16 protein-coding genes and 2 pseudogenes are annotated in these 17,227 nt (G+C 63.8%); 12 read left to right on the top strand and 6 right to left on the bottom strand.

The genetic code is table 11. The features are described 5' to 3' along the window. Positions 1-476: 476 nt before the first annotated feature. The 3 genes from ACIP1U_RS19010 to ACIP1U_RS19000 form a co-directional block, all read right to left on the bottom strand. Positions 477-887: a carboxymuconolactone decarboxylase family protein gene (locus tag ACIP1U_RS19010; RefSeq protein ID WP_400317800.1), complete on the bottom strand. Its 411-nt coding sequence runs from the start codon at positions 885-887 to the stop codon at positions 477-479. Positions 888-891: 4 nt separating this feature from the next. Then, entirely contained in the window at positions 892-1,890 is a 999-nt protein-coding gene (locus ACIP1U_RS19005; protein WP_400317797.1) for a Bug family tripartite tricarboxylate transporter substrate binding protein, read from the bottom strand. Between the two features lie 278 nt (positions 1,891-2,168). Then, on the bottom strand, positions 2,169-3,227 hold the full coding sequence (locus ACIP1U_RS19000; RefSeq protein WP_400317794.1) for a 3-keto-5-aminohexanoate cleavage protein: 1,059 nt from the start codon (positions 3,225-3,227) through the stop codon (positions 2,169-2,171). Positions 3,228-3,430: 203 nt separating this feature from the next. On the opposite strand from ACIP1U_RS19000, the gene ACIP1U_RS18995 reads away from it, so the two are divergent. Continuing rightward, positions 3,431-4,501: an AraC family transcriptional regulator gene (locus ACIP1U_RS18995; protein ID WP_400317793.1), complete on the top strand. Its 1,071-nt coding sequence runs from the start codon at positions 3,431-3,433 to the stop codon at positions 4,499-4,501. Positions 4,502-4,799: 298 nt separating this feature from the next. On the opposite strand, the pseudogene ACIP1U_RS18990 reads toward ACIP1U_RS18995, so the two are convergent. Both ACIP1U_RS18990 and ACIP1U_RS18985 read right to left on the bottom strand, forming a co-directional pair. Next, positions 4,800-5,033 (bottom strand): annotated as a pseudogene (locus tag ACIP1U_RS18990) (helix-turn-helix domain-containing protein); the annotation flags it as partial. Between the two features lie 15 nt (positions 5,034-5,048). Continuing rightward, entirely contained in the window at positions 5,049-5,870 is an 822-nt protein-coding gene (locus ACIP1U_RS18985; protein WP_400317790.1) for a hypothetical protein, read from the bottom strand. 112 nt (positions 5,871-5,982) lie between these two features. Here ACIP1U_RS18985 and ACIP1U_RS18980 point away from each other — a divergent pair, with 112 nt between their 5' ends. The 4 genes and pseudogenes from ACIP1U_RS18980 (at position 5,983) to ACIP1U_RS18965 (ending at position 9,160) form a co-directional block, all read left to right on the top strand. Continuing rightward, entirely contained in the window at positions 5,983-6,966 is a 984-nt protein-coding gene (locus ACIP1U_RS18980; protein ID WP_400317788.1) for a tripartite tricarboxylate transporter substrate binding protein, read from the top strand. 9 nt (positions 6,967-6,975) lie between these two features. After that, a complete protein-coding gene (locus ACIP1U_RS18975; RefSeq protein ID WP_400317785.1) occupies positions 6,976-8,181 on the top strand; it encodes a M20 aminoacylase family protein in 1,206 nt (401 codons plus the stop codon). 349 nt (positions 8,182-8,530) lie between these two features. Continuing rightward, a pseudogene (locus tag ACIP1U_RS18970) lies at positions 8,531-8,909 on the top strand (helicase); the annotation flags it as partial. Beyond that, a complete protein-coding gene (locus ACIP1U_RS18965) occupies positions 8,906-9,160 on the top strand; it encodes a hypothetical protein (protein ID WP_400317782.1) in 255 nt (84 codons plus the stop codon). The pseudogene ACIP1U_RS18970 and the gene ACIP1U_RS18965, both read left to right, overlap by 4 nt. A 144-nt stretch (positions 9,161-9,304) precedes the next feature. On the opposite strand, the gene ACIP1U_RS18960 is transcribed toward ACIP1U_RS18965, so the two are convergent. After that, positions 9,305-10,459, bottom strand: coding sequence for an AraC family transcriptional regulator (locus ACIP1U_RS18960; protein WP_400317779.1), 1,155 nt, complete (start codon positions 10,457-10,459; stop codon positions 9,305-9,307). Between ACIP1U_RS18960 and ACIP1U_RS18955 the strand changes: the two genes are divergently transcribed. Genes ACIP1U_RS18955 through ACIP1U_RS18925 form a run of 7 tightly spaced genes read left to right on the top strand, consistent with a single transcriptional unit; the run spans position 10,458 to position 17,149 of the window. Next, the gene (locus tag ACIP1U_RS18955; RefSeq protein ID WP_400317776.1) at positions 10,458-12,017 is read left to right on the top strand and encodes a long-chain-fatty-acid--CoA ligase; all 1,560 of its coding nucleotides are present in this window, start codon (positions 10,458-10,460) and stop codon (positions 12,015-12,017) included. The genes ACIP1U_RS18960 and ACIP1U_RS18955 overlap by 2 nt on opposite strands. 26 nt (positions 12,018-12,043) lie before the next feature. Next, positions 12,044-13,228 (top strand): lipid-transfer protein, encoded by a 1,185-nt coding sequence (locus ACIP1U_RS18950; protein ID WP_400317773.1) that lies wholly within the window; start codon positions 12,044-12,046, stop codon positions 13,226-13,228. Positions 13,229-13,230: 2 nt separating this feature from the next. Further along, positions 13,231-13,671, top strand: a complete 441-nt coding sequence (locus ACIP1U_RS18945; RefSeq protein WP_400317770.1) for a MaoC family dehydratase N-terminal domain-containing protein — start codon at positions 13,231-13,233, stop codon at positions 13,669-13,671. A gap of 10 nt (positions 13,672-13,681) precedes the next feature. Further along, the gene (locus ACIP1U_RS18940) at positions 13,682-14,101 is read left to right on the top strand and encodes a MaoC family dehydratase (protein ID WP_400317767.1); all 420 of its coding nucleotides are present in this window, start codon (positions 13,682-13,684) and stop codon (positions 14,099-14,101) included. 22 nt (positions 14,102-14,123) lie between these two features. Beyond that, positions 14,124-14,954 carry an SDR family NAD(P)-dependent oxidoreductase gene (locus tag ACIP1U_RS18935; protein ID WP_400317764.1) on the top strand — a complete coding sequence of 277 codons (831 nt, stop codon included), beginning with the start codon at positions 14,124-14,126 and terminating at the stop codon, positions 14,952-14,954. Between the two features lie 12 nt (positions 14,955-14,966). Continuing rightward, complete coding sequence (locus ACIP1U_RS18930; RefSeq protein ID WP_400317762.1) at positions 14,967-16,118, top strand: acyl-CoA dehydrogenase family protein; 1,152 nt, start codon at positions 14,967-14,969, stop codon at positions 16,116-16,118. After that, entirely contained in the window at positions 16,115-17,149 is a 1,035-nt protein-coding gene (locus tag ACIP1U_RS18925) for a CaiB/BaiF CoA transferase family protein (RefSeq protein ID WP_400317760.1), read from the top strand. Before ACIP1U_RS18930 ends, ACIP1U_RS18925 begins: the two co-directional genes overlap by 4 nt. Positions 17,150-17,227: the final 78 nt, after the last annotated feature.

Below are 17,227 nucleotides of genomic sequence, written 5' to 3'. Positions count from 1 at the left end.
CGACATCCGGTAGAGGGAGACGGCACGCAGCGCGCGGTTTGCTGTTGCCGTTACCGTCCGCCATCCCAGTTCCAGGTGACTTTGCTCGAGTACTTCCTGCTCGGCTGCCGAGATTAACGCGCTGCCAGTGGGGGACTCCCTCCCCGTGCCGGGGAGGTGGGCTGGATTTGCCGGATGGGAGCCGGCCCGCCACAGCGATTGCCTTTCGCTGCGCACATCCTTTATCCAGGCAGGCGCATCGGCTGATCTTCGCGGACTGTATCCATGGCCCGCCCTTCGAGATGGAAGTGTCAGCGGGCGAACGGGAGCAACTCGCCGCAATGAGTCGATCACGATCGCTGCCGCCCTCGCTGACAAGCCGGTCGGACGGCCGTGACCGAACCGTTACGGGCCTTCGTCGCCCACCTATGTGTCCGTTGAACGTGCCAGTCAGTCCATGAGGCTGACCGGCATGCTGTGCATTGGCTAGAAGAGAGTCACTTGCTGCTTTGAGAATGCGCGTCAAAGCGCGCGACTTCTTCGAGCAGCATCGGCGCACCCATGCTGTTCGCGTGCAAGCCTAGAACGCTAACGCCTTGAAGGACCGCGGCGATCTCATCCTTGGTGGCGCCCAGTTCAAGCGCGCGGCGGATATGGCGCCGCGTGCCAGGACCGTACATGTGCGTGCAGGAGACATCGACGGCGATGGAGATGAACTCCCAGACCTTTGGCTCTATCAGCCCCTTGGTCATCGGATGCATGGCCATGTCGAGGAATTTCTCGGTCCAGATGGGATCGAGCTCCGTAAAGCTGTTCCACTCTGGATTCCAGTAGCCGCTCGCGCGCAAGTTGTCGCTGATGGGCGTGGCTGGCGGGGTGCTTGTACCGGTGTACTTGTCGTCGTGCATGGCGTCAGTTCAAGGAGGGCATGTAGTTGATGGCACGCAGCGCCTGACCGGTCCGCTCGTTCTCCCGCTTGAGTGATTTCTCCAGGTCGGCGGTGGTCTGCGTGGGACTCCCCGCGGTCATTCCAAGTGCCGCAAGCTGGCTCTTCACTGCAGGGGATGAGACGGCCTTGAGCAGCTCCCGCTGCAGCTTGCTGCGGATGGCAGCCGGGACGTCGGGCGTGGACCAGACGCTGGTTCCCACGATCTGGCTGAGATTTGGATAGCCCGCTTCCGCCATGGTCGGCACATCGGGCAGGAACGGTGAACGCTCGGCCGATGTCACCGCCAGAGCCCGGACCTTGCCGGGTTTCACGAGCGCAAGCGCGGTGCCCATGCCGTCAAACATGAACTGAATCTGGCCGCCCATGAGGTCGGTAAGCGCAGGGGGCGAGCCTTTGTAGCCGACGTGCTCCATGTCCAACCCGGCCGCCTTGTTGAACTGCATGCCTTTGATGTGAGAAAGCGTACCCGGGCTATAGGACGCGTAGGAGACCTTTCCCGGATGCGCCTTCACATAGGCCACCATCTCGCTGACATTGGTGACCGGCAGACGCGGGTTGGCGACCAGCACCAGCGGCACGCTGGCCACTTCAGCGACCGGTGCCAGATCCTTGAACGGATCGAAGCGGAACTTGTAGCTGTATGGGTTCTCCGTCACTAGTGAGTTGGGAGACAGCACGAATGTGTAGCCATCGCGTGGCGCGCCGAGCATTGTTTCCGTGGCGATGATGCCCCCCGCGCCGGGCTTGTTTTCAACCACTACGGATTGTCTGAGGTTCTGGCGCATGCTCTCCGCAATCGTACGCGCGATCATGTCGGATGCGCCTCCGGCCGGAGCTGGAACGAGGATGCGAATGGGGCGATTGGGCCAATTTCCGTCCGCCAGCGCGCTGGAAAGGGGCAGGGCGGACAGCAGCGTTGCAAGACAGGTACGGCGTGTGAGTCGGATGATGTTCGAGATCATTTGGCTCTTTGCGTAGGTTGTTACGGCGTCGTATGCGGTGGCTGTGCGAATGGCCGGTGCGTCTGCATGAGCGGGTCCAGGCTGCCAATGTCGTCTCCCCTCTCCCGTTTATGGGAGAGGACGGGGGGAGAGGGCAGAGGTCTCCACGATGTGGGGCGCCACGATGCTTGCCACGCGCCTGTCCTCTCCCCCTACCCCTCTCCCGCATGCGGGAGAGGGGAGCACACCGGCAGCGCTCAGACTTTCTCCTCTTCTTCTTGTCTGCGCGTCGTCGGGACTCAGGCTGCGCGGCGCAGCGGCACGTTCTTGACACCAGGCTTGCGGTTCGGGGTCATGCCATTGCCTGCCAGGGTTTCGTCGACATCGTTGTACCAGGTGCCAATGCGGTAGATTTCCCGCGCTTCCTTGCCATCGGCTATGTCGCGGCCCAACTCCCTGGCGATTCGCACGAGCTGCTGAATTTGCTGCACCGAGGTGAAGCGCCTGCCATGCTGATCGATGAGGGTGTCCTCAATGCCGCAGCGCACATGCATACCCATTGCCAATGCCATCGTGTTCCACGGAAGTACGTTCTTGAACAACGACTCGGCGGTAACGGTGCAGCCATCCGGTGCACGTTGGATGAAGTCGAACAGGTTGTACGGATGCGGTCCATGGTGGCCGCCACCGATGCCGATGCAGGTCAGGTTCAGCGGGCCTTTGTAGACACCCTTGCGCACCATGCGGTCCAGCGTTTCTAGCGCGTGCATGCCAACCAGCTGAAAGTGCGGCTGGATGCCGGCATTCTGCAGGCGGCGCAAGTGCTCTTCCGCCCAGGTCGGGCCTGCCGGAACGATCATTTCACGGTAGGCATCGTACGTAGCCGGATTGGCGAGGGACGTGCCTTCGTAGTATTCCGGATAGATCAACTCCATGATGTTCATCTGGATGGTGTTGAGCGCTACGGTCACCTGGTCCGGTTTCGGGTCCAGGTCGGCCAGTGCGTGTCGAGTATCGTCCGACAGCCACTTGGCAGCCTGGCCATCGTCTTCCGGCGCAAACGAAATCGAGCCTCCGACCTGAATGATCATGTCCGGCACCGCCTTGCGGACGCCGGCAATCAGTTCGTTGAACATCGACAAGCGCTTGGAGCCCTTGCCATCCGGCTCGCGCACATGCAGGTGCAGCACGCTGGCGCCGGCCTCATAGCAATCCACGGCCTTCTGGATCTGCGCTTCCATGGTCACCGGGATGTCTTCCGGAAAATCTTCCGGCATCCATTCCGGACCGTAGGGGGCCACCGTGATGACCACCTTGTCCATGTTCTCCGGGTGCAGCGAATCATCCAGAAATTGCATTTCGTTCTCCTTAAATGGGGAGTTCAGCTATCGGCACCGCAACGAACTGTTGAGGTCGAACCGGGATCAGTCTAGTAATCGCGGGGCCATCGTTTTCTCTCATTTCATGACATTCACATCTCATTTCATGACAGACTATTGGGCGTGCCCGGGTTTCCTCTGAAGGAACGGATCCGGGTTACTCCCCGGGTGAAGAAGAGACGATGGGCACATTGATTCGCACTGGCGTGCTGAAGAACTACTTCAAGGTTGCGCAGCAATTGGGCCTGGAACCACAGCCGTTGCTACGGAAATTGCGGTTGAGCAGGGAGGCGCTTGCGGACCCGGACCAGTGGATTTCCGGGAGTGGCGCCGTTACCTTGCTGGAAGAGTCAGCGCGGATCACGCAATGTCCGACATTCGGGCTGCGTATGGCCGAACTGTGGCAACTGTCCGATCTCGGTGTCGTCAGCGTTTTGCTCACGCATCAAAGGACCCTGCGCGACGCTGTTGGAACGTTGATTCAGTTTCGGCACCTGATGAATGAGTTCCTGGTCATCCGGATCGAGGAGGTCGGCAAGAAGGTTTTCGTGCGGGAGGACGTCGTCGCGGATGACGCTGGCCCATCCATACAGTCAGTTGAGCTGGCGCTGGGCACGCTGTCACGCATGTGCAGCACGCTTCTGGGCACCTCCTGGTACCCCCTTGGCGTCAAATTCACCCATGACGCCCCGCCAGATCTGCGGCTGCATCGCCGCATCTTCGGGGAGAAGCTGGAGTTCGCAAGCTCGTTCAACGGCCTGGTTTGCCGAGCTGCCGACCTGGAGATTCCCAATCCTATTGCCGACCCCGTCATGGCGCGCCATGCCAAACGCTTGCTTGAAGGGTTGCCGGGGGCTAACGAGCCGTCAGTTGTACTCGAGGTGCGCAAGGCGATCTATCTCATGCTTCCGATAGGGCGCGCTACCATCGAGCAAATTGCTCAAGGCGTGGGAATGAACGTGCGCACGCTGCAGCGCCAGCTCGAAAGCACCGGAGCGGTCTTTTCCGACATGGTCAATAACGTTCGGCGCGATCTTGTCATCCACTATCTGGACAATGGAAGCCTCTCGCTGGGACGCATTGCCGAGTCGCTCGGATACTCCTCTTATGGCTCGTTCGTCCGTTGGTTTGCGGCGCAGTTCGGGATGACGCCGACGCGGTGGCGCAACACTAGACCAGCAGACAGGGGGGAGATGCGACAAATAGCCGTTGTTGGAAACAGCACGCCAAAGCGGGGGCAGCGACGAAGCTAACCGCGGTCTCCGGAGGAGAGCCCTGCGGCCTTGCCGCTTAATCAGCCCTCGATTTGGCCGGTCTCCTTCGAGGTGGCCGCCGCTGACCGGTCTCAAGTGAGGGCAGGGTGCCGACCGGCGCTGGCCGACCCTCTTCTGCCGTTCGGCCCCCGCGCAGCCCCAATGGCGGCTTCCAAGGTGAAACGGACATTTGTGCAGTTACGTCGGCAGGCAGGTTCTCGGCCACAACGGACAGATACTGGATAGGAGCCATCGCCTCAAGCAGTTCCGCGTGCCGCACATTGTCAGAAGGGCATGGCTAGACAAGTGGCGATTCGTCCGCCAACGCTTCCAGAAGGCGCCAGCGTTTGCGGTTACCGCGCAGGCCGAACCGGTCCCGGTACTCTGAGGGGCTGTGGCCATTGAGACGGCGGAACGCCTTGCGGAAGGCGCGGATATCCGTGTAGCCGCAGTCCTGGGCAATCTCGCCGATTTCCTTGAGCGTGATCTGCAACAGCAGCTCGGCTCGCCGGATGCGGAGACTGGCCAGGTAGTTGCCCGGGCTCTGTCAGAGGTGCCGGTCGAAATGACGCAGCAGCGTGCGGGTGCTGGCGCAGGTAGCCCGGGCCACATCGTCAAGCGTGATGGGCTGGTCCAGGTGGCGGCGCATCCACTGAATCGCCTTGTACAGCACGCTGTCCGATGCATAGGAGATCATGCCCTGTTCGGCGATGTCGGTCATGACCTGTTCGCGTTCGGCGTCGAACAGCAGGATGCTGGCGACCAGGCCAGCCAGGTCCGCGGCCCCGAGGCTTGCCAGCAGGCGGATGGCCAGGCTGACCTGCTGCGCGGCAGTGGTGGCGCACAGGATGGGGCCGTCGCAGACCAGCGCCTGTCCCTGCGCGAGCCGGATCGAAGGGAACTCGCGCGAGAACCAGGCCTGGTGGGTCCAGGGAACGGCAACCGTCCTGCCTTCGAGCACGCCGGCTGCCGCCAGCCACCAGACGCCAGTGCCGCAGGTTGCGATCAGCGCGCCTTGCGCATGCCGCTTTGCCACCAGGGAAACGGCATCGGCCTGCTCGGCCACCAGTCTGCGCAGGTGCGGCAGGTTGCGCATCTGCACCGGCGCCACCACCAGTGCGCGGCGCTCGGCGGCCTCGCTGTCGTCGGCGTTCGTCTGATAGCTGTCCAGCAGGGGATGACCGATCGACACCGGTTTGCCATGGATATCGATCAGCCGCCAGCGGATCGGCGGCCCGGACTTCTGTGCTTCGGCATCCCCGGCGCGCGCGGCTTCCAGGCGATTGGCGAGGACCAGGGTGTCGATGATGGAGAAGAGCGTTCCCGCCATGCCTTCGGACGGCAGCATCATCTCGACGAGTAATGTCATGGATTTCCCGAGGGTGGCGTTTTTGGCCCCCTGATTGTCGTCATTGCGCCTCCAGCCCGGCAGGCTGTCATCGCTAGTATTCTCACACTACAACGGCGACTGCGGAGCGGCTATGGAGCGAAGGAGATTTAACCAGTGGCTGGGTCTTGGCGCAATTGGCGCGATCGTGCCCAGGGCGGCGTTCGCCGCTTCGGGCTACCCGGAACGGCCCGTCACGATGATCGTCCCCTACCCGGCGGGCGGTCCGTCCGACACGGCAGCGCGACGGCTGACACCTGAGCTCGGCAAGCGGCTGGGCCAGCCGGTGGTGATCGACAATGCGGCCGGGGCGGGCGGCGCGCTGGGTGCGCAGAAATTCCTGCGAAGCGCTGCCGATGGACTCACGCTGTTCTACGGCTCGCCGAACGAGACCATCCTGGCTCCACTGGCCAATCCGGCGGTGCACTACAAGTCGGCGGAGTTCCATCTGGCCTCGCTCGGCGCCTCGACCTCGCTGGTGCTGTGCGGACACGCCGGCCTGCCGGCCGACAGCATCGACGAACTGGTGGCACTGGGGCGCAAGACGGACAAGCCACTGTCCTTCGGCTCGGTGGGGGTCGGTTCGCTGCAGCACCTGGCCGGTGAACGCATTCGGGCCCGCACCGGCATGAAGATGCTTCACGTTCCCTACAAGGGCGTGGCACCGGCGCTCAACGACCTGCTTGGTGGGCAGGTCGACCTCATGGCGCTGACCATGGGTGCCAGTACCGTGGCGATGATTGCCTCGGGCAAGCTGAAGTGCTACGGCGTGATGGCGGCCAGACGGGATGCAGGTGCGCCGTCGCTGCCCACTATCAACGAGGGGCAGTACCTGAAGGACGTGGTGTTCGAGGCCTGGGGCGGCGTGTTCGTACCGGCGAAGACGCCGGATGCGATCGTGGAGAAGTTGAACGCCAGCCTCGCTGAGGTTTATGGCCTGCCTTCGGTGCGCGCCCTGGTCGAGGCAGGCGGCGCCCATGTGCCACCCCGGCTGGGTACGGCGGAGGCGGCGCGATTCTTCGCCGGCGAGGCCGCCAAGTTCCAGCAGATCGCCAAGAGCATTGACCTCTCTGCCTGAGGATTGCCGATGACCCGCCAACCTTTCCTGAAGTCCACTACGTTGCCAACATTGCTTTCCACCATTGACACGGCGAAATTCGTCGACATCCGCCGGCAACTGCACGCCTATCCCGAACTGGGCTTTGAAGTCGGCGCCACCAGCAAGCTGGTCGCCTCGCTGCTCGCGGAATGGGGCTACCAAGTGCATACCGGCATCGGCAGGAGCGGCGTGGTTGCCCAGATGAAGCAGGGCAGCAGCGCGCGGCGCCTTGGCATTCGTGCCGACATGGATGCGCTGCCGATCCGTGAAGCGACCGGCCTGCCATATGCCAGCAAGTGGGACGGGCGCATGCACGCGTGCGGGCACGATGGCCATACCGCCATCCTACTGGCCGCGGCAAAGGCGCTGGCGGATTCTCGCGGTTTCGACGGCACGCTCAACCTGATCTTTCAGCCCGACGAGGAAAACCTGTGCGGCGCGCGTGCCATGATCGAGGACGGCCTGTTCGAGCGCTTTCCTTGCGATGCGGTGTTCGCCCTTCACAATATGCCCGGTCTAGCAGCGGGCAAGTTCCGTGTCGTCGCCGGCCCAGTCAGCCTCTCGTCCGATGTGGCCGACGTGACTGTGCGCGGCGTGGGCGGACATGGTGCCATACCCCATCGCACGCGCGATCCGGTGGTGGCCGCTGCCGCCATCGTCACCGCGCTGCAGACAGTGGTGTCGCGCAATGTCGCGCCTGGCGATACCGCGGTGGTGTCGGTCGGTTTCATCCAGGGCGGCACCACGCATAACGTGATCCCGGAATCCGTGAGACTGGGATTGAACGTGCGCGCGGCCAAGCCGGAGACGCGCGCGCTGCTGGAGCAGCGCATTCGCGAGATCGTCTGCCTGACCGCCCAGGCGCATGGCGTGGAGGCGCAGCTCGACTACCGCGCGCTGACTCCGCCGATGATCAACAGCGAAGCCGAAACGCGGTTCGCGCAGGAGATCTGCGCCGGCCTGGTCGGCGCCGGCAATGTGATCACGCAGGTGCCGGGATCGCTCGGTGGCAGCGAGGACTTTGCCTGGATGCTCAGCGAAGTGCCCGGCTGCTACCTGATCCTGGGCAATGGCGAAGGCGAGTCGGGAGGATGCATGGTCCACAATCCGGGCTATGACTTCAACGACGAGGTATTGCCCCTGGGGGCGGCGTGCTGGGTCGCGATTACTCAGAACTATCTCGCGACGCCCTAGGCGTTCGGCCCACTAGTCGAGCACAAGAAGGCAAAATTGGTTGAGGCCATGCCTGAACAGGTAGAGCTGTTCGGGCGAAGTGGGTCCGCCAGACTCAGCCAATCACAACGGACCCTTGCGTCCTTGGTATTGGCGCCAAATGCGATCACTCATGCGGGCATATTCGAATGGCTCAATTGGCCGACAACGCGCCCGCCATGGTTCATATATGGACGGTCGGTTCTCTGCGCGGAGCCGACGTTCGAATGTCCGTGTGAAGCCGGGGGAGAGCGTCTGTAGATGGCCGGCAAGCGACCGCGCGCCGGCTATCGGGTTATCACACTTCAGTTTGCTCCGCCATTTCGAGCGCACCGGCCTGCTGTGCACGAAGAGTTCGGGTACGGCAGGGTACAACTTGCCTTATGCCGACTACGTGCTCTTCTACGACCGCTCGTGGACGTGGCCGCATCGAGTATCAGGCGATGCGACGCGCGCTGCGGTGGAACCGGAAGGGCCAGTTAAAGGTGGTGTACTTCCACCTGCCGGGAAGCATCGATGTCTACCAAGACCAGATGGTGGCGCACAAGCGCGACGCCATGGAAGCCGGGTTGGATTGGGCGACGCCGGAACTGGAGGACGAAGCCTTTTTGCACATGGATGCGCTTCTCGATGCATTTGTCGAGGATCTGGCGGCGCTACACGGCCGCAAGAATCGCGACCAGCGCCAGCTGCTGAAGGAGGCCGCATGAAAGCGAATGAATATACAGTTGCCCTGGGCGAAAACGTGGCGACGATCAAGCGGCGTGGAACGCGCGGCACGACCGTAGCCAACGTCCTCGGCACGGTGGAAGCGAATGGGGTGGAAGTCATCTGTCTCGACCGTCTCGTCCATGGCATTTTTGAGAGCGAGAAGGGAGGGTGGCAGGTCAGCGGGGCGGTCACCACCCTGCTGGCCAGGCCGATCGGCCCATTGCCGGAGAAAGGCACTCGAAATAGCTGAGCTTTCGGGACAATGTGACGCCCCAAACCGTTGGCAAGTTGGCCATGCAAATCGGTGCGTAGCGCTCAGAGGTTCGCTCCCAATGGCGCGGACCGAGCGCAGCCAACGGGACGGCCCCCCGGCAACCGCCATTCGGGGGTTCCCTTATGGGGCTTTGGCTCGACGATATGCCCCCGGCGCCGTGCCCGTCCAGCCCTTAAACGCTCGCTGGAACGCTGCGCTGTCCGTAAATCCCAGTTCCAGCGCCAGTTCTGCCAGCGCCACCGTGCTGGTGTTCAGCCGAACGATGGCAATGTCCCGTCGCAACGCGTCCTTTAACGACTGGAACGAGACCCCCTCCGTTGCTAAATGCCGCTGGAGGGTCGCGTTGGACATATGCAATGCATCGGCCGTGGCACCCAGGTCCGGCCACACTGGCTGCGTACGTTGCAGATAGCTGCGAACGCGTGCGCTGACAACGTCGTCCCCGCTTCGCGGCACAATGATCTGAGCCTGGGCCTCGGCGAGGAAAGCGCGCAACGCGGCTTCGTCCCGGCGCATCGGATTGCGCAGCCACGCTGCATCGAACCAGAAGGCGGTGAGCCGCTGCCCGAATTCCAATTGCGAGGGAAAGATCTTGGCATAACTATCCACGTGCGGCGGTTTGTCGAAGGCGAAGTCAAAGCGCACAGCGGGCAATCGGCCACCCGCCAGCCAGGCCAGGAGGCGCCAGAAGACACGCAACAGCATCTCGTGCAGGAAGACCGGCTGGGCAATGGATGCATTGGTGAAGCGCAGGCCAACTCCCGCATGATCGCCCTCACGCAGCGGTTCTAGGACCACGTCATCCTGCAATAACCAGAAGATGTGAGACACGTGCCGGATGGCCGCGTCGAGGTTACGCGCCCCCAGCGCGGAGCGCGCCATCAAGGCGAAGCTACCCGGCTTCAGCGGACGGGACAGAAAGCCGAGGCATTCATCCTCGCGTCGCTCAATCAACAGCCGGAACAGCGCAGCATACTGGGCGGCCGTCACGCGCGCACCGGCATGCTCGAGCAACTCCACCGAAATCCCTGCCTCGGCGAGGAAGCTGTCGCCAGACTCGCCTCGTGCCTGGATACCAGTGAGCATGCCGCGCACGAAGGCGACCGGAACGGTGATGGGGGCTTTGAGCGTCACTGGGCGGAATTCGTAGATTGAGGTCTTCTGCCATCGGATCGAGGCAAAGTGCAATTGCTGGCTCGGGCCTGCGTTTCTAACATAGGCCTCACAAACAACGCAATCGACCCGCATCGGTGCGGGCAGGACGGAGACAAGCATGTACCTTACCCAAGCGCTGCATCGTGCGGTGCAGCAAAAGCCCGACCAGATTGCGGTGCGATTCGGTGAACGGCAGCAGACTTTTCACCAGCTTGCGGACCGCGTCGCACGACTGGCTGGGGCGTTGCAAAGCCTAGGCATGCAGGCGGGTGATCGCGTCGCCATGTTGGCCCTGAACTCGGACCGGTATCTCGAGTACCAGATGGCCGTCCCCTGGGGCGGTGGGGTATTGAACCCCTGCAACACGCGCTGGTCCGCAGCCGAAATCCTGTACTCGCTGAACGATTCGGGCTCAACCATTCTGCTGGTGGACGATGCGTTTCGCCCGCTCACCGAAACGATTCGCCGCGATGCCACCACGCTGCGTGAGGTGATCTACTGCGGTGACGGCGACGTGCCGGCCGACATGCACGGGTATGAAGCCCTGCTGGTAAAGGCCACGCCGGTGGCGGACGCAGTGCGCCATGACGAGGATCTGGCAGGCATCTTCTATACCGGCGGAACCACGGGGTTTCCCAAGGGCGTCATGCTGAGCCATGGCAATCTTTGCAGCTCCGGCTTGGCCTTGCGTGCCGAAGGCGTGGCCACGCCTGGTGGCACCTATCTGCACGCAGCGCCGATGTTCCACCTGGCCGACATGGGCATCGCGATGCCGCACTGGATCGAGGGCAATACGCATTCCGTGGTCCCGGCCTTCTCGCCGGAACTGGTGCTGGATACGCTCGAGCGCGATCGCGTTACCCACTTGCTGCTAGTGCCGACCATGATCCAGATGCTGGTCGACCACCCGGCGATGCAAAAGCCGCGTGACCTGAGCGCGCTCCAGACCATTGTCTACGGCGCCTCGCTGATCTCCGAAGCCGTGCTGGAACGGGCCATGGCGGCATTGCCTGGCGTTGGCTTCGTGCAGGCCTATGGGATGACCGAATTGTCGCCACTGGCGACTGTTCTTTCCCCTCAGTATCACCTGCCCGAAGCGCGCAAGCTCGGCAAGCTGCGCTCCGCCGGCCGTGCCAGCTTCTGCACCGAGGTGCGAATCGTCGACCCGGCGGACCGCGAAGTGCCGCGCGGCACCGTGGGCGAGGTCATCGTGCGCGGGCCCAACGTGATGCAGGGCTACTGGAACAAGCCCGAACAGACTGCAGCGGCTCTGCGTGATGGCTGGATGCACACCGGCGATGGCGGCTATATGGACGAGGACGGCTTCATCTTCATCGTCGATCGGCTGAAGGACATGATTATCAGCGGGGGGGAGAACGTCTATTCCGCTGAGGTTGAGAATGCGCTCGCCCAACACCCTGCCGTGGCGGCATGCGCCGTCATCGGCATTCCCAGCGCTGAGTGGGGCGAAACTGTGCATGCAGTCGTCGTGTGCAAGCCGGGTACATCCGTGTCTGCCGAGGCATTGATTGCCCACTGCAAGACGCTGATCGCCGGCTACAAATGTCCGCGCAGCGTGCACTTTCGCGATGCCCTGCCATTGTCGGGCGCCGGCAAGATCCTCAAGACGGAGTTGCGCAAGCCCTACTGGGAACACCAAGAGCGCAACATCAGCTAAACCCTTTCCATTCCCAAGGAAACACCATGACCTCATCCGTGATCGTCGCCGGCGTCGGCATGATCCCCTTTACCAAGCCGGGCGCCTGCGAACCGTATCCGGCAATGGCCGCCAAGGCCATCCGGGCGGCGCTGGGCAATGCAAAACTCGACTACGACAAGGTGCAGCAGGCCTATGCCGGCTACGTCTACGGCGATTCCACTGCCGGCCAGCGCGGGCTCTATGAAGTAGGCATGACCGGCATTCCCGTGGTCAATGTCAACAACAACTGCTCGACCGGCTCGACCGCGCTGTACCTGGCGCGCCAGGCGGTCGCCAGCGGCACCGTCGATTGCGCGCTCGCGTTCGGCTTCGAACAGATGACCCCCGGCGCCCTGGGTTCGGTGTTCGAGGACCGGGCCAGCCCCTTCGAGCGCTTCGACGCGGTGACCGCCGAGCTGGTCGACGTTCCCGATCTCCCCTTCGCGCTGCGCTACTTTGGCGGCGCCGGCCTGGCGCACATGCAGGAGTTCGGCACGAAGCTCGAAACGTTCGCCAAGATCCGCGCCAAGGCTAGCCGGCATGCCGCCAACAATCCGCTGGCGCTATTTAAGACCGTGGTGACGGAGGAGGACGTGATGGCCTCGCCGATGATCTGGCCCGGCGTGATGACCAAGCTCATGGCCTGCCCGCCGACCTGCGGCGCGGCGGCCGCGCTGCTTGTCTCCGAAGCTTTCGCGAAGAAGCATGGATTGGACACCACCGTGCGCATTCGTGCCCAGGCGATGACCACCGACACGCCGCCCGCCTTCGAGGCGCGCGACATGCGCGAGGTGGTGGGCTTCAGCATGACGCGCAACGCCGCGCGGCAAGTCTACGAAGCCGCCGCGGTGGGGCCGGAAGATATCGGCGTCGTGGAGCTCCACGACTGTTTCGCGCACAACGAGTTGATCACCTATGAGGGACTCGGCTTGTGTCCCGTAGGCGGCGCCGAGAAGTTCGTGGTCGATGGCGACAACACCTATGGCGGCAAGGTTGTGACCAACCCGTCAGGGGGCCTGCTCTCCAAGGGGCACCCGCTGGGCGCAACCGGCTTGGCGCAATGCACCGAGCTGGTCGAGCAACTGCGCGGTAGCGCAGGGGCGCGTCAGGTGGAGGGGGTGCGGCTGGCGCTGCAGCACAACCTGGGCCTGGGCGGCGCTTGCGTGGTGACGTTGTACGAGAGGGTCTGACTATGATCGACAAGAAATGGATTGGCCACGAAGTCGGCAGCTCGCTGCTGCCCATTGAACGCGGCCGACTGAGGTTCTTCGCCAAGGCAATCGGCGAGACCAATCCCATCTACACAGACGAGGCCGCAGCGCGTGATGCTGGCTATGCCGATTTGCCGGCACCACCCACCTTTCTGTTTGCCGCGGAGCTGGATTCAGGCGCCATGTTCGGGCTGCTCGACCTGCTGGGCGTGCCGCACGAAAAGGTGCTGCATGGCGAGGAGAGTTTCGAGTATCTCGGCCCGGTTGTCGCTGGCGACACCGTGACGGTCAGCTCCCGCATCAAGGACATCTACGACAAGAAGGGCGGCGCACTCGAATTCATCGAGGTCGAGTCGCAGGTGACCAACCAGCATGGGAACCCAATCGCCCGCATGCGCTCGCTGACCGTGGTACGCAACTGAAGGATCGGACATGACAACCCCAAGCTTTGATGCGGTGCAGGTCGGCGACGTGCTGCCTACCCTGACCTTGCCGCCGGTGGACCGCCGCATGCTGGCCCTCTTTGCCGGCGCCTCTGGCGACCACCACCCGATCCACATTGATCTCGATTACGCGCGTCGCGCCGGCATGCCGGATGTGTTCGCCCACGGCATGCTGGGCATGGCCTGGCTGGGCCGGCTTCTGACCGGCTGGGCGCCGCAGGCGCAACTGCGCCGCTTCGATGCGCGCTTCCAGGGCATCACCCATCTTGGCAACGCGATTCGCTGCAGCGGGCGGGTGGTCGAGAAGCTCGAAGTCAACGGCGAGCGCTGCGTGCGGATCGCGGTGCAAAGCGCCAACCAGTTCGGACAAACAAAGATTGCAGGCGAGGCGCTGGTCGCGCTGCCCTGATGCACTGAAGGAGAACATATCTATGACCCGCAAACTTGAAGGCAAGGTTGCCCTCGTCACCGGCTCCGGCCGCGGTATCGGCCGCTCGATCTCACTCAAGCTGGCCAGCGAAGGCGCGTCAGTCGTCGTCAACGATCTCGACGCCGAACCAGCGCAGGAGGTCGTGCAGGCCATCCGCGCCGCCGGCGGGCAGGCCGTAGCCTGTGCCGGCAGTGTAACGGCGCCGGACTTCGCCGAGCGCTTCGTCGGCACGGCAGTCAACGAATACAAGGGTCTGGACATCATCGTCAACAATGCCGGCTACACCTGGGACAACGTGATCCAGAAGATGACAGACGAGCAGTGGTACGCGATGCTCGACTGCCACCTGACCGCGCCGTTCCGCATTTTGCGCGCCGCGCAGCCGGTGATCCGAGGGCTGTCCAAGGCCGAAACCGAAGCCGGCCGGCGCGTGGTGCGCAAGGTGGTCAACATCTCGTCCGTCGCCGGCTTGTTCGGCAATGCTGGGCAGGCGAACTACTCGACCGCCAAGGCCGGCATCGTTGGCATGACGCAGACGCTGGCCAAGGAATGGGGGCGCATGAACGTGACGGTCAACTGCGTGGCTTACGGCCTGATCAAGACCCGCCTGACCAGCGGCGCGGCCGGCGAATCCACGGCCAACATCGAGGGTCGGGAGATCAAGGTCGGCGTCAATCCCGATTTGCTCGCCACCATGGAGCGCGGCATCCCGCTGGGACGCGCAGGCACGCCGGATGAAGCCGCCGGGGCCGTGTACTTGTTCTGCACCCCGGAGTCGGACTACGTGAGCGGCCAGACGTTGCTGTGCAGCGGCGGCCTGACCGGGATCTGAGGGAGCTGAGCCATGCTGCCGCAACTGTACCGCCATCGCTGGATGGACGATGAGATCGAGGCGTTCCGCGAGCAGGTGCGCCGCTATGTGGTCGGCGAACTGGCGCCGAACCTGGATGGCTGGCGCCGGCAAGGATACATCCCGCGCGAAGCCTGGCATGCGTTCGGGCAGATGGGTTTCCTGCTGCCGGAGATCGACGAGGCCTATGGTGGTGCCGGCGCCAGCCTGGCTTACCAGCTGGTGGTGCAGGACGAGCTGGCTAAGATCGAAGTCCCGGCCATCACGGCCGTCCACAGCATTGCTTCGCACTACCTACTCGACTATGGCACGCCGGCGCAGAAGCAGCGCTGGCTGCCGAAGCTGGTCAGTGGGGAGATGCTGGCTGGCATCGCCATGACCGAGCCCGGCTGCGGCTCGGACCTCCAGGCGCTGCGCACCCGCGCCCGGCGCGAGGGCGACGAGTACGTGATCGATGGGGCCAAGACCTTCATCACCAATGGCTTCACCGCCAATCTGCTGGTGGTGGCGGTGCGCACCGGCGAGGCCGGCAGCCGGGGCGTGTCGCTGATCGTGCTGGAAACGGAGAGCCTGCCAGGCTTTTGCGTCGGCCGTCGGCTCGAGAAGCTGGGCCAGCATGCCTCGGACACCGTCGAGCTGTCTTTCGAGAACGTGCGCGTCCCGGCCGATCACCTGCTGGGCGGGAGCGAAGGCAAGGGTTTCGCCCAATTGATGAGCCAACTGCCCTATGAGCGCATGCTGCTCGCCGTGCCGGCGGCGGCCGTCATCGAGCGCGCCGTCGAGCTGACGCTCGAATACACGCAGCAGCGCAAGGCGTTCGGCCAGACCTTGTATGACTTCCAGAACACCCGCTTCAAGCTGGCGGAGTGCGCGACGCTGGCCCACGTGGTGCGCACCTTTGTCAATGATTGCGTCCAGCGCTTGCTGGACGGCCAGCTCGACGACACCGCGGCGTACATGGCGAAGTGGTGGTGCACGGAACAGCAGTGCAAGGTGACCGACGAATGCCTGCAGCTCTTCGGCGGCTACGGCTACATGACCGAGTACCCGATTGCACGGCTGTATGCCGATGCACGCGTGCAGCGCATCTATGGCGGCGCCAACGAGATCATGAAGGAACTGATCGCACGGAGGCTGCCCGCATGAAGCCGCCACTGACCGGAATCCACGTCGTCGAGTTCGAAGGGATCGGACCGGGCCCGCTGGCCGGCAGGATGCTGGCCGACATGGGCGCGCAAGTCACCGTCATCGCCCGACCGCAGAGGAATGCGGTGAATGAACGCATCGGGGGCGCGGCCGACAATCCTCTGCGGCGCGGTAAATCCATCGTGACGCTCGACCTGAAGCGGGCGTCCGGCGTGGCCGAGGCGATGGCGCTGGTCGCCTCGGCCGATGCGCTGATCGAAGGCAACCGGCCCGGCGTGATGGAGAAGCTGGGTCTGGGCCCGGCCGATTGCGCCGAGCGTAACTCACGACTGGTCTATGGCCGCATGACCGGCTGGGGCCAGTCCGGCCCGCTTGCGCAAGCCGCCGGCCATGACCTGAACTACGTGGCGCTCACCGGCCTGCTTTCGTTATCCGCGCGCGCGGGCCAGGCGCCGATGGTGCCGCCTACCGTGGTGGGGGATGCCGCCGGCGCGTTGGGTCTGGCCTTCGGCATAGCCTGCGCGCTGCTGGAAGCTCGCACCAGCGGTCGTGGGCGCGTGGTGGACGGCGCCATCGTCGACGTGCTGGCGACGCTCGGCACCATCGCGCAATGGGTACGTGCGAGCGGGCAACTGGACGGGCCTAAACCGAGCCCGTTTCACGATTCCCCCTTCTATGACGTCTACCGATGCGCCGACGGCGGCTTCATCACGCTCGGCGCACTGGAACCGCAGTTCTATGCGCTGCTGCTGGACAAGCTGGGTCTTGCCGACGTGGACCCGGCCGCTCAGTATGACGCGCGCGCCTGGCCCGGTCTGAAGGTGCGGCTTGCGGCATTGTTCGTCAGCCATCCGCGCGCGCACTGGTGCGCGTTGCTGGAGGGCAGCGATGCGTGCTTTGCGCCCGTCCTGAGCCTGGCCGAGGCGGCTTCGCATCCGCACAACGTGGCGCGGGGGCTATACAGCCTCGGCGCCGGCGGAGCCGTGGTAGCCAGCGGTGGAATCCAGTTCCTGCCTTTGGCGACAGACTGAGGCGTCCGACCGGCTTTAACGAAGCAGAGCACCACCTCTCCGGGATCCATTTCGTGTTCCCGGACTTGTGCGCCGCAT

This window comes from Cupriavidus sp. NPDC089707 (genome assembly GCF_044748965.1).
Classification (GTDB): Bacteria; Pseudomonadota; Gammaproteobacteria; order Burkholderiales; family Burkholderiaceae; genus Cupriavidus.
This window is presented reverse-complemented; position numbering and strand designations above follow the sequence as displayed.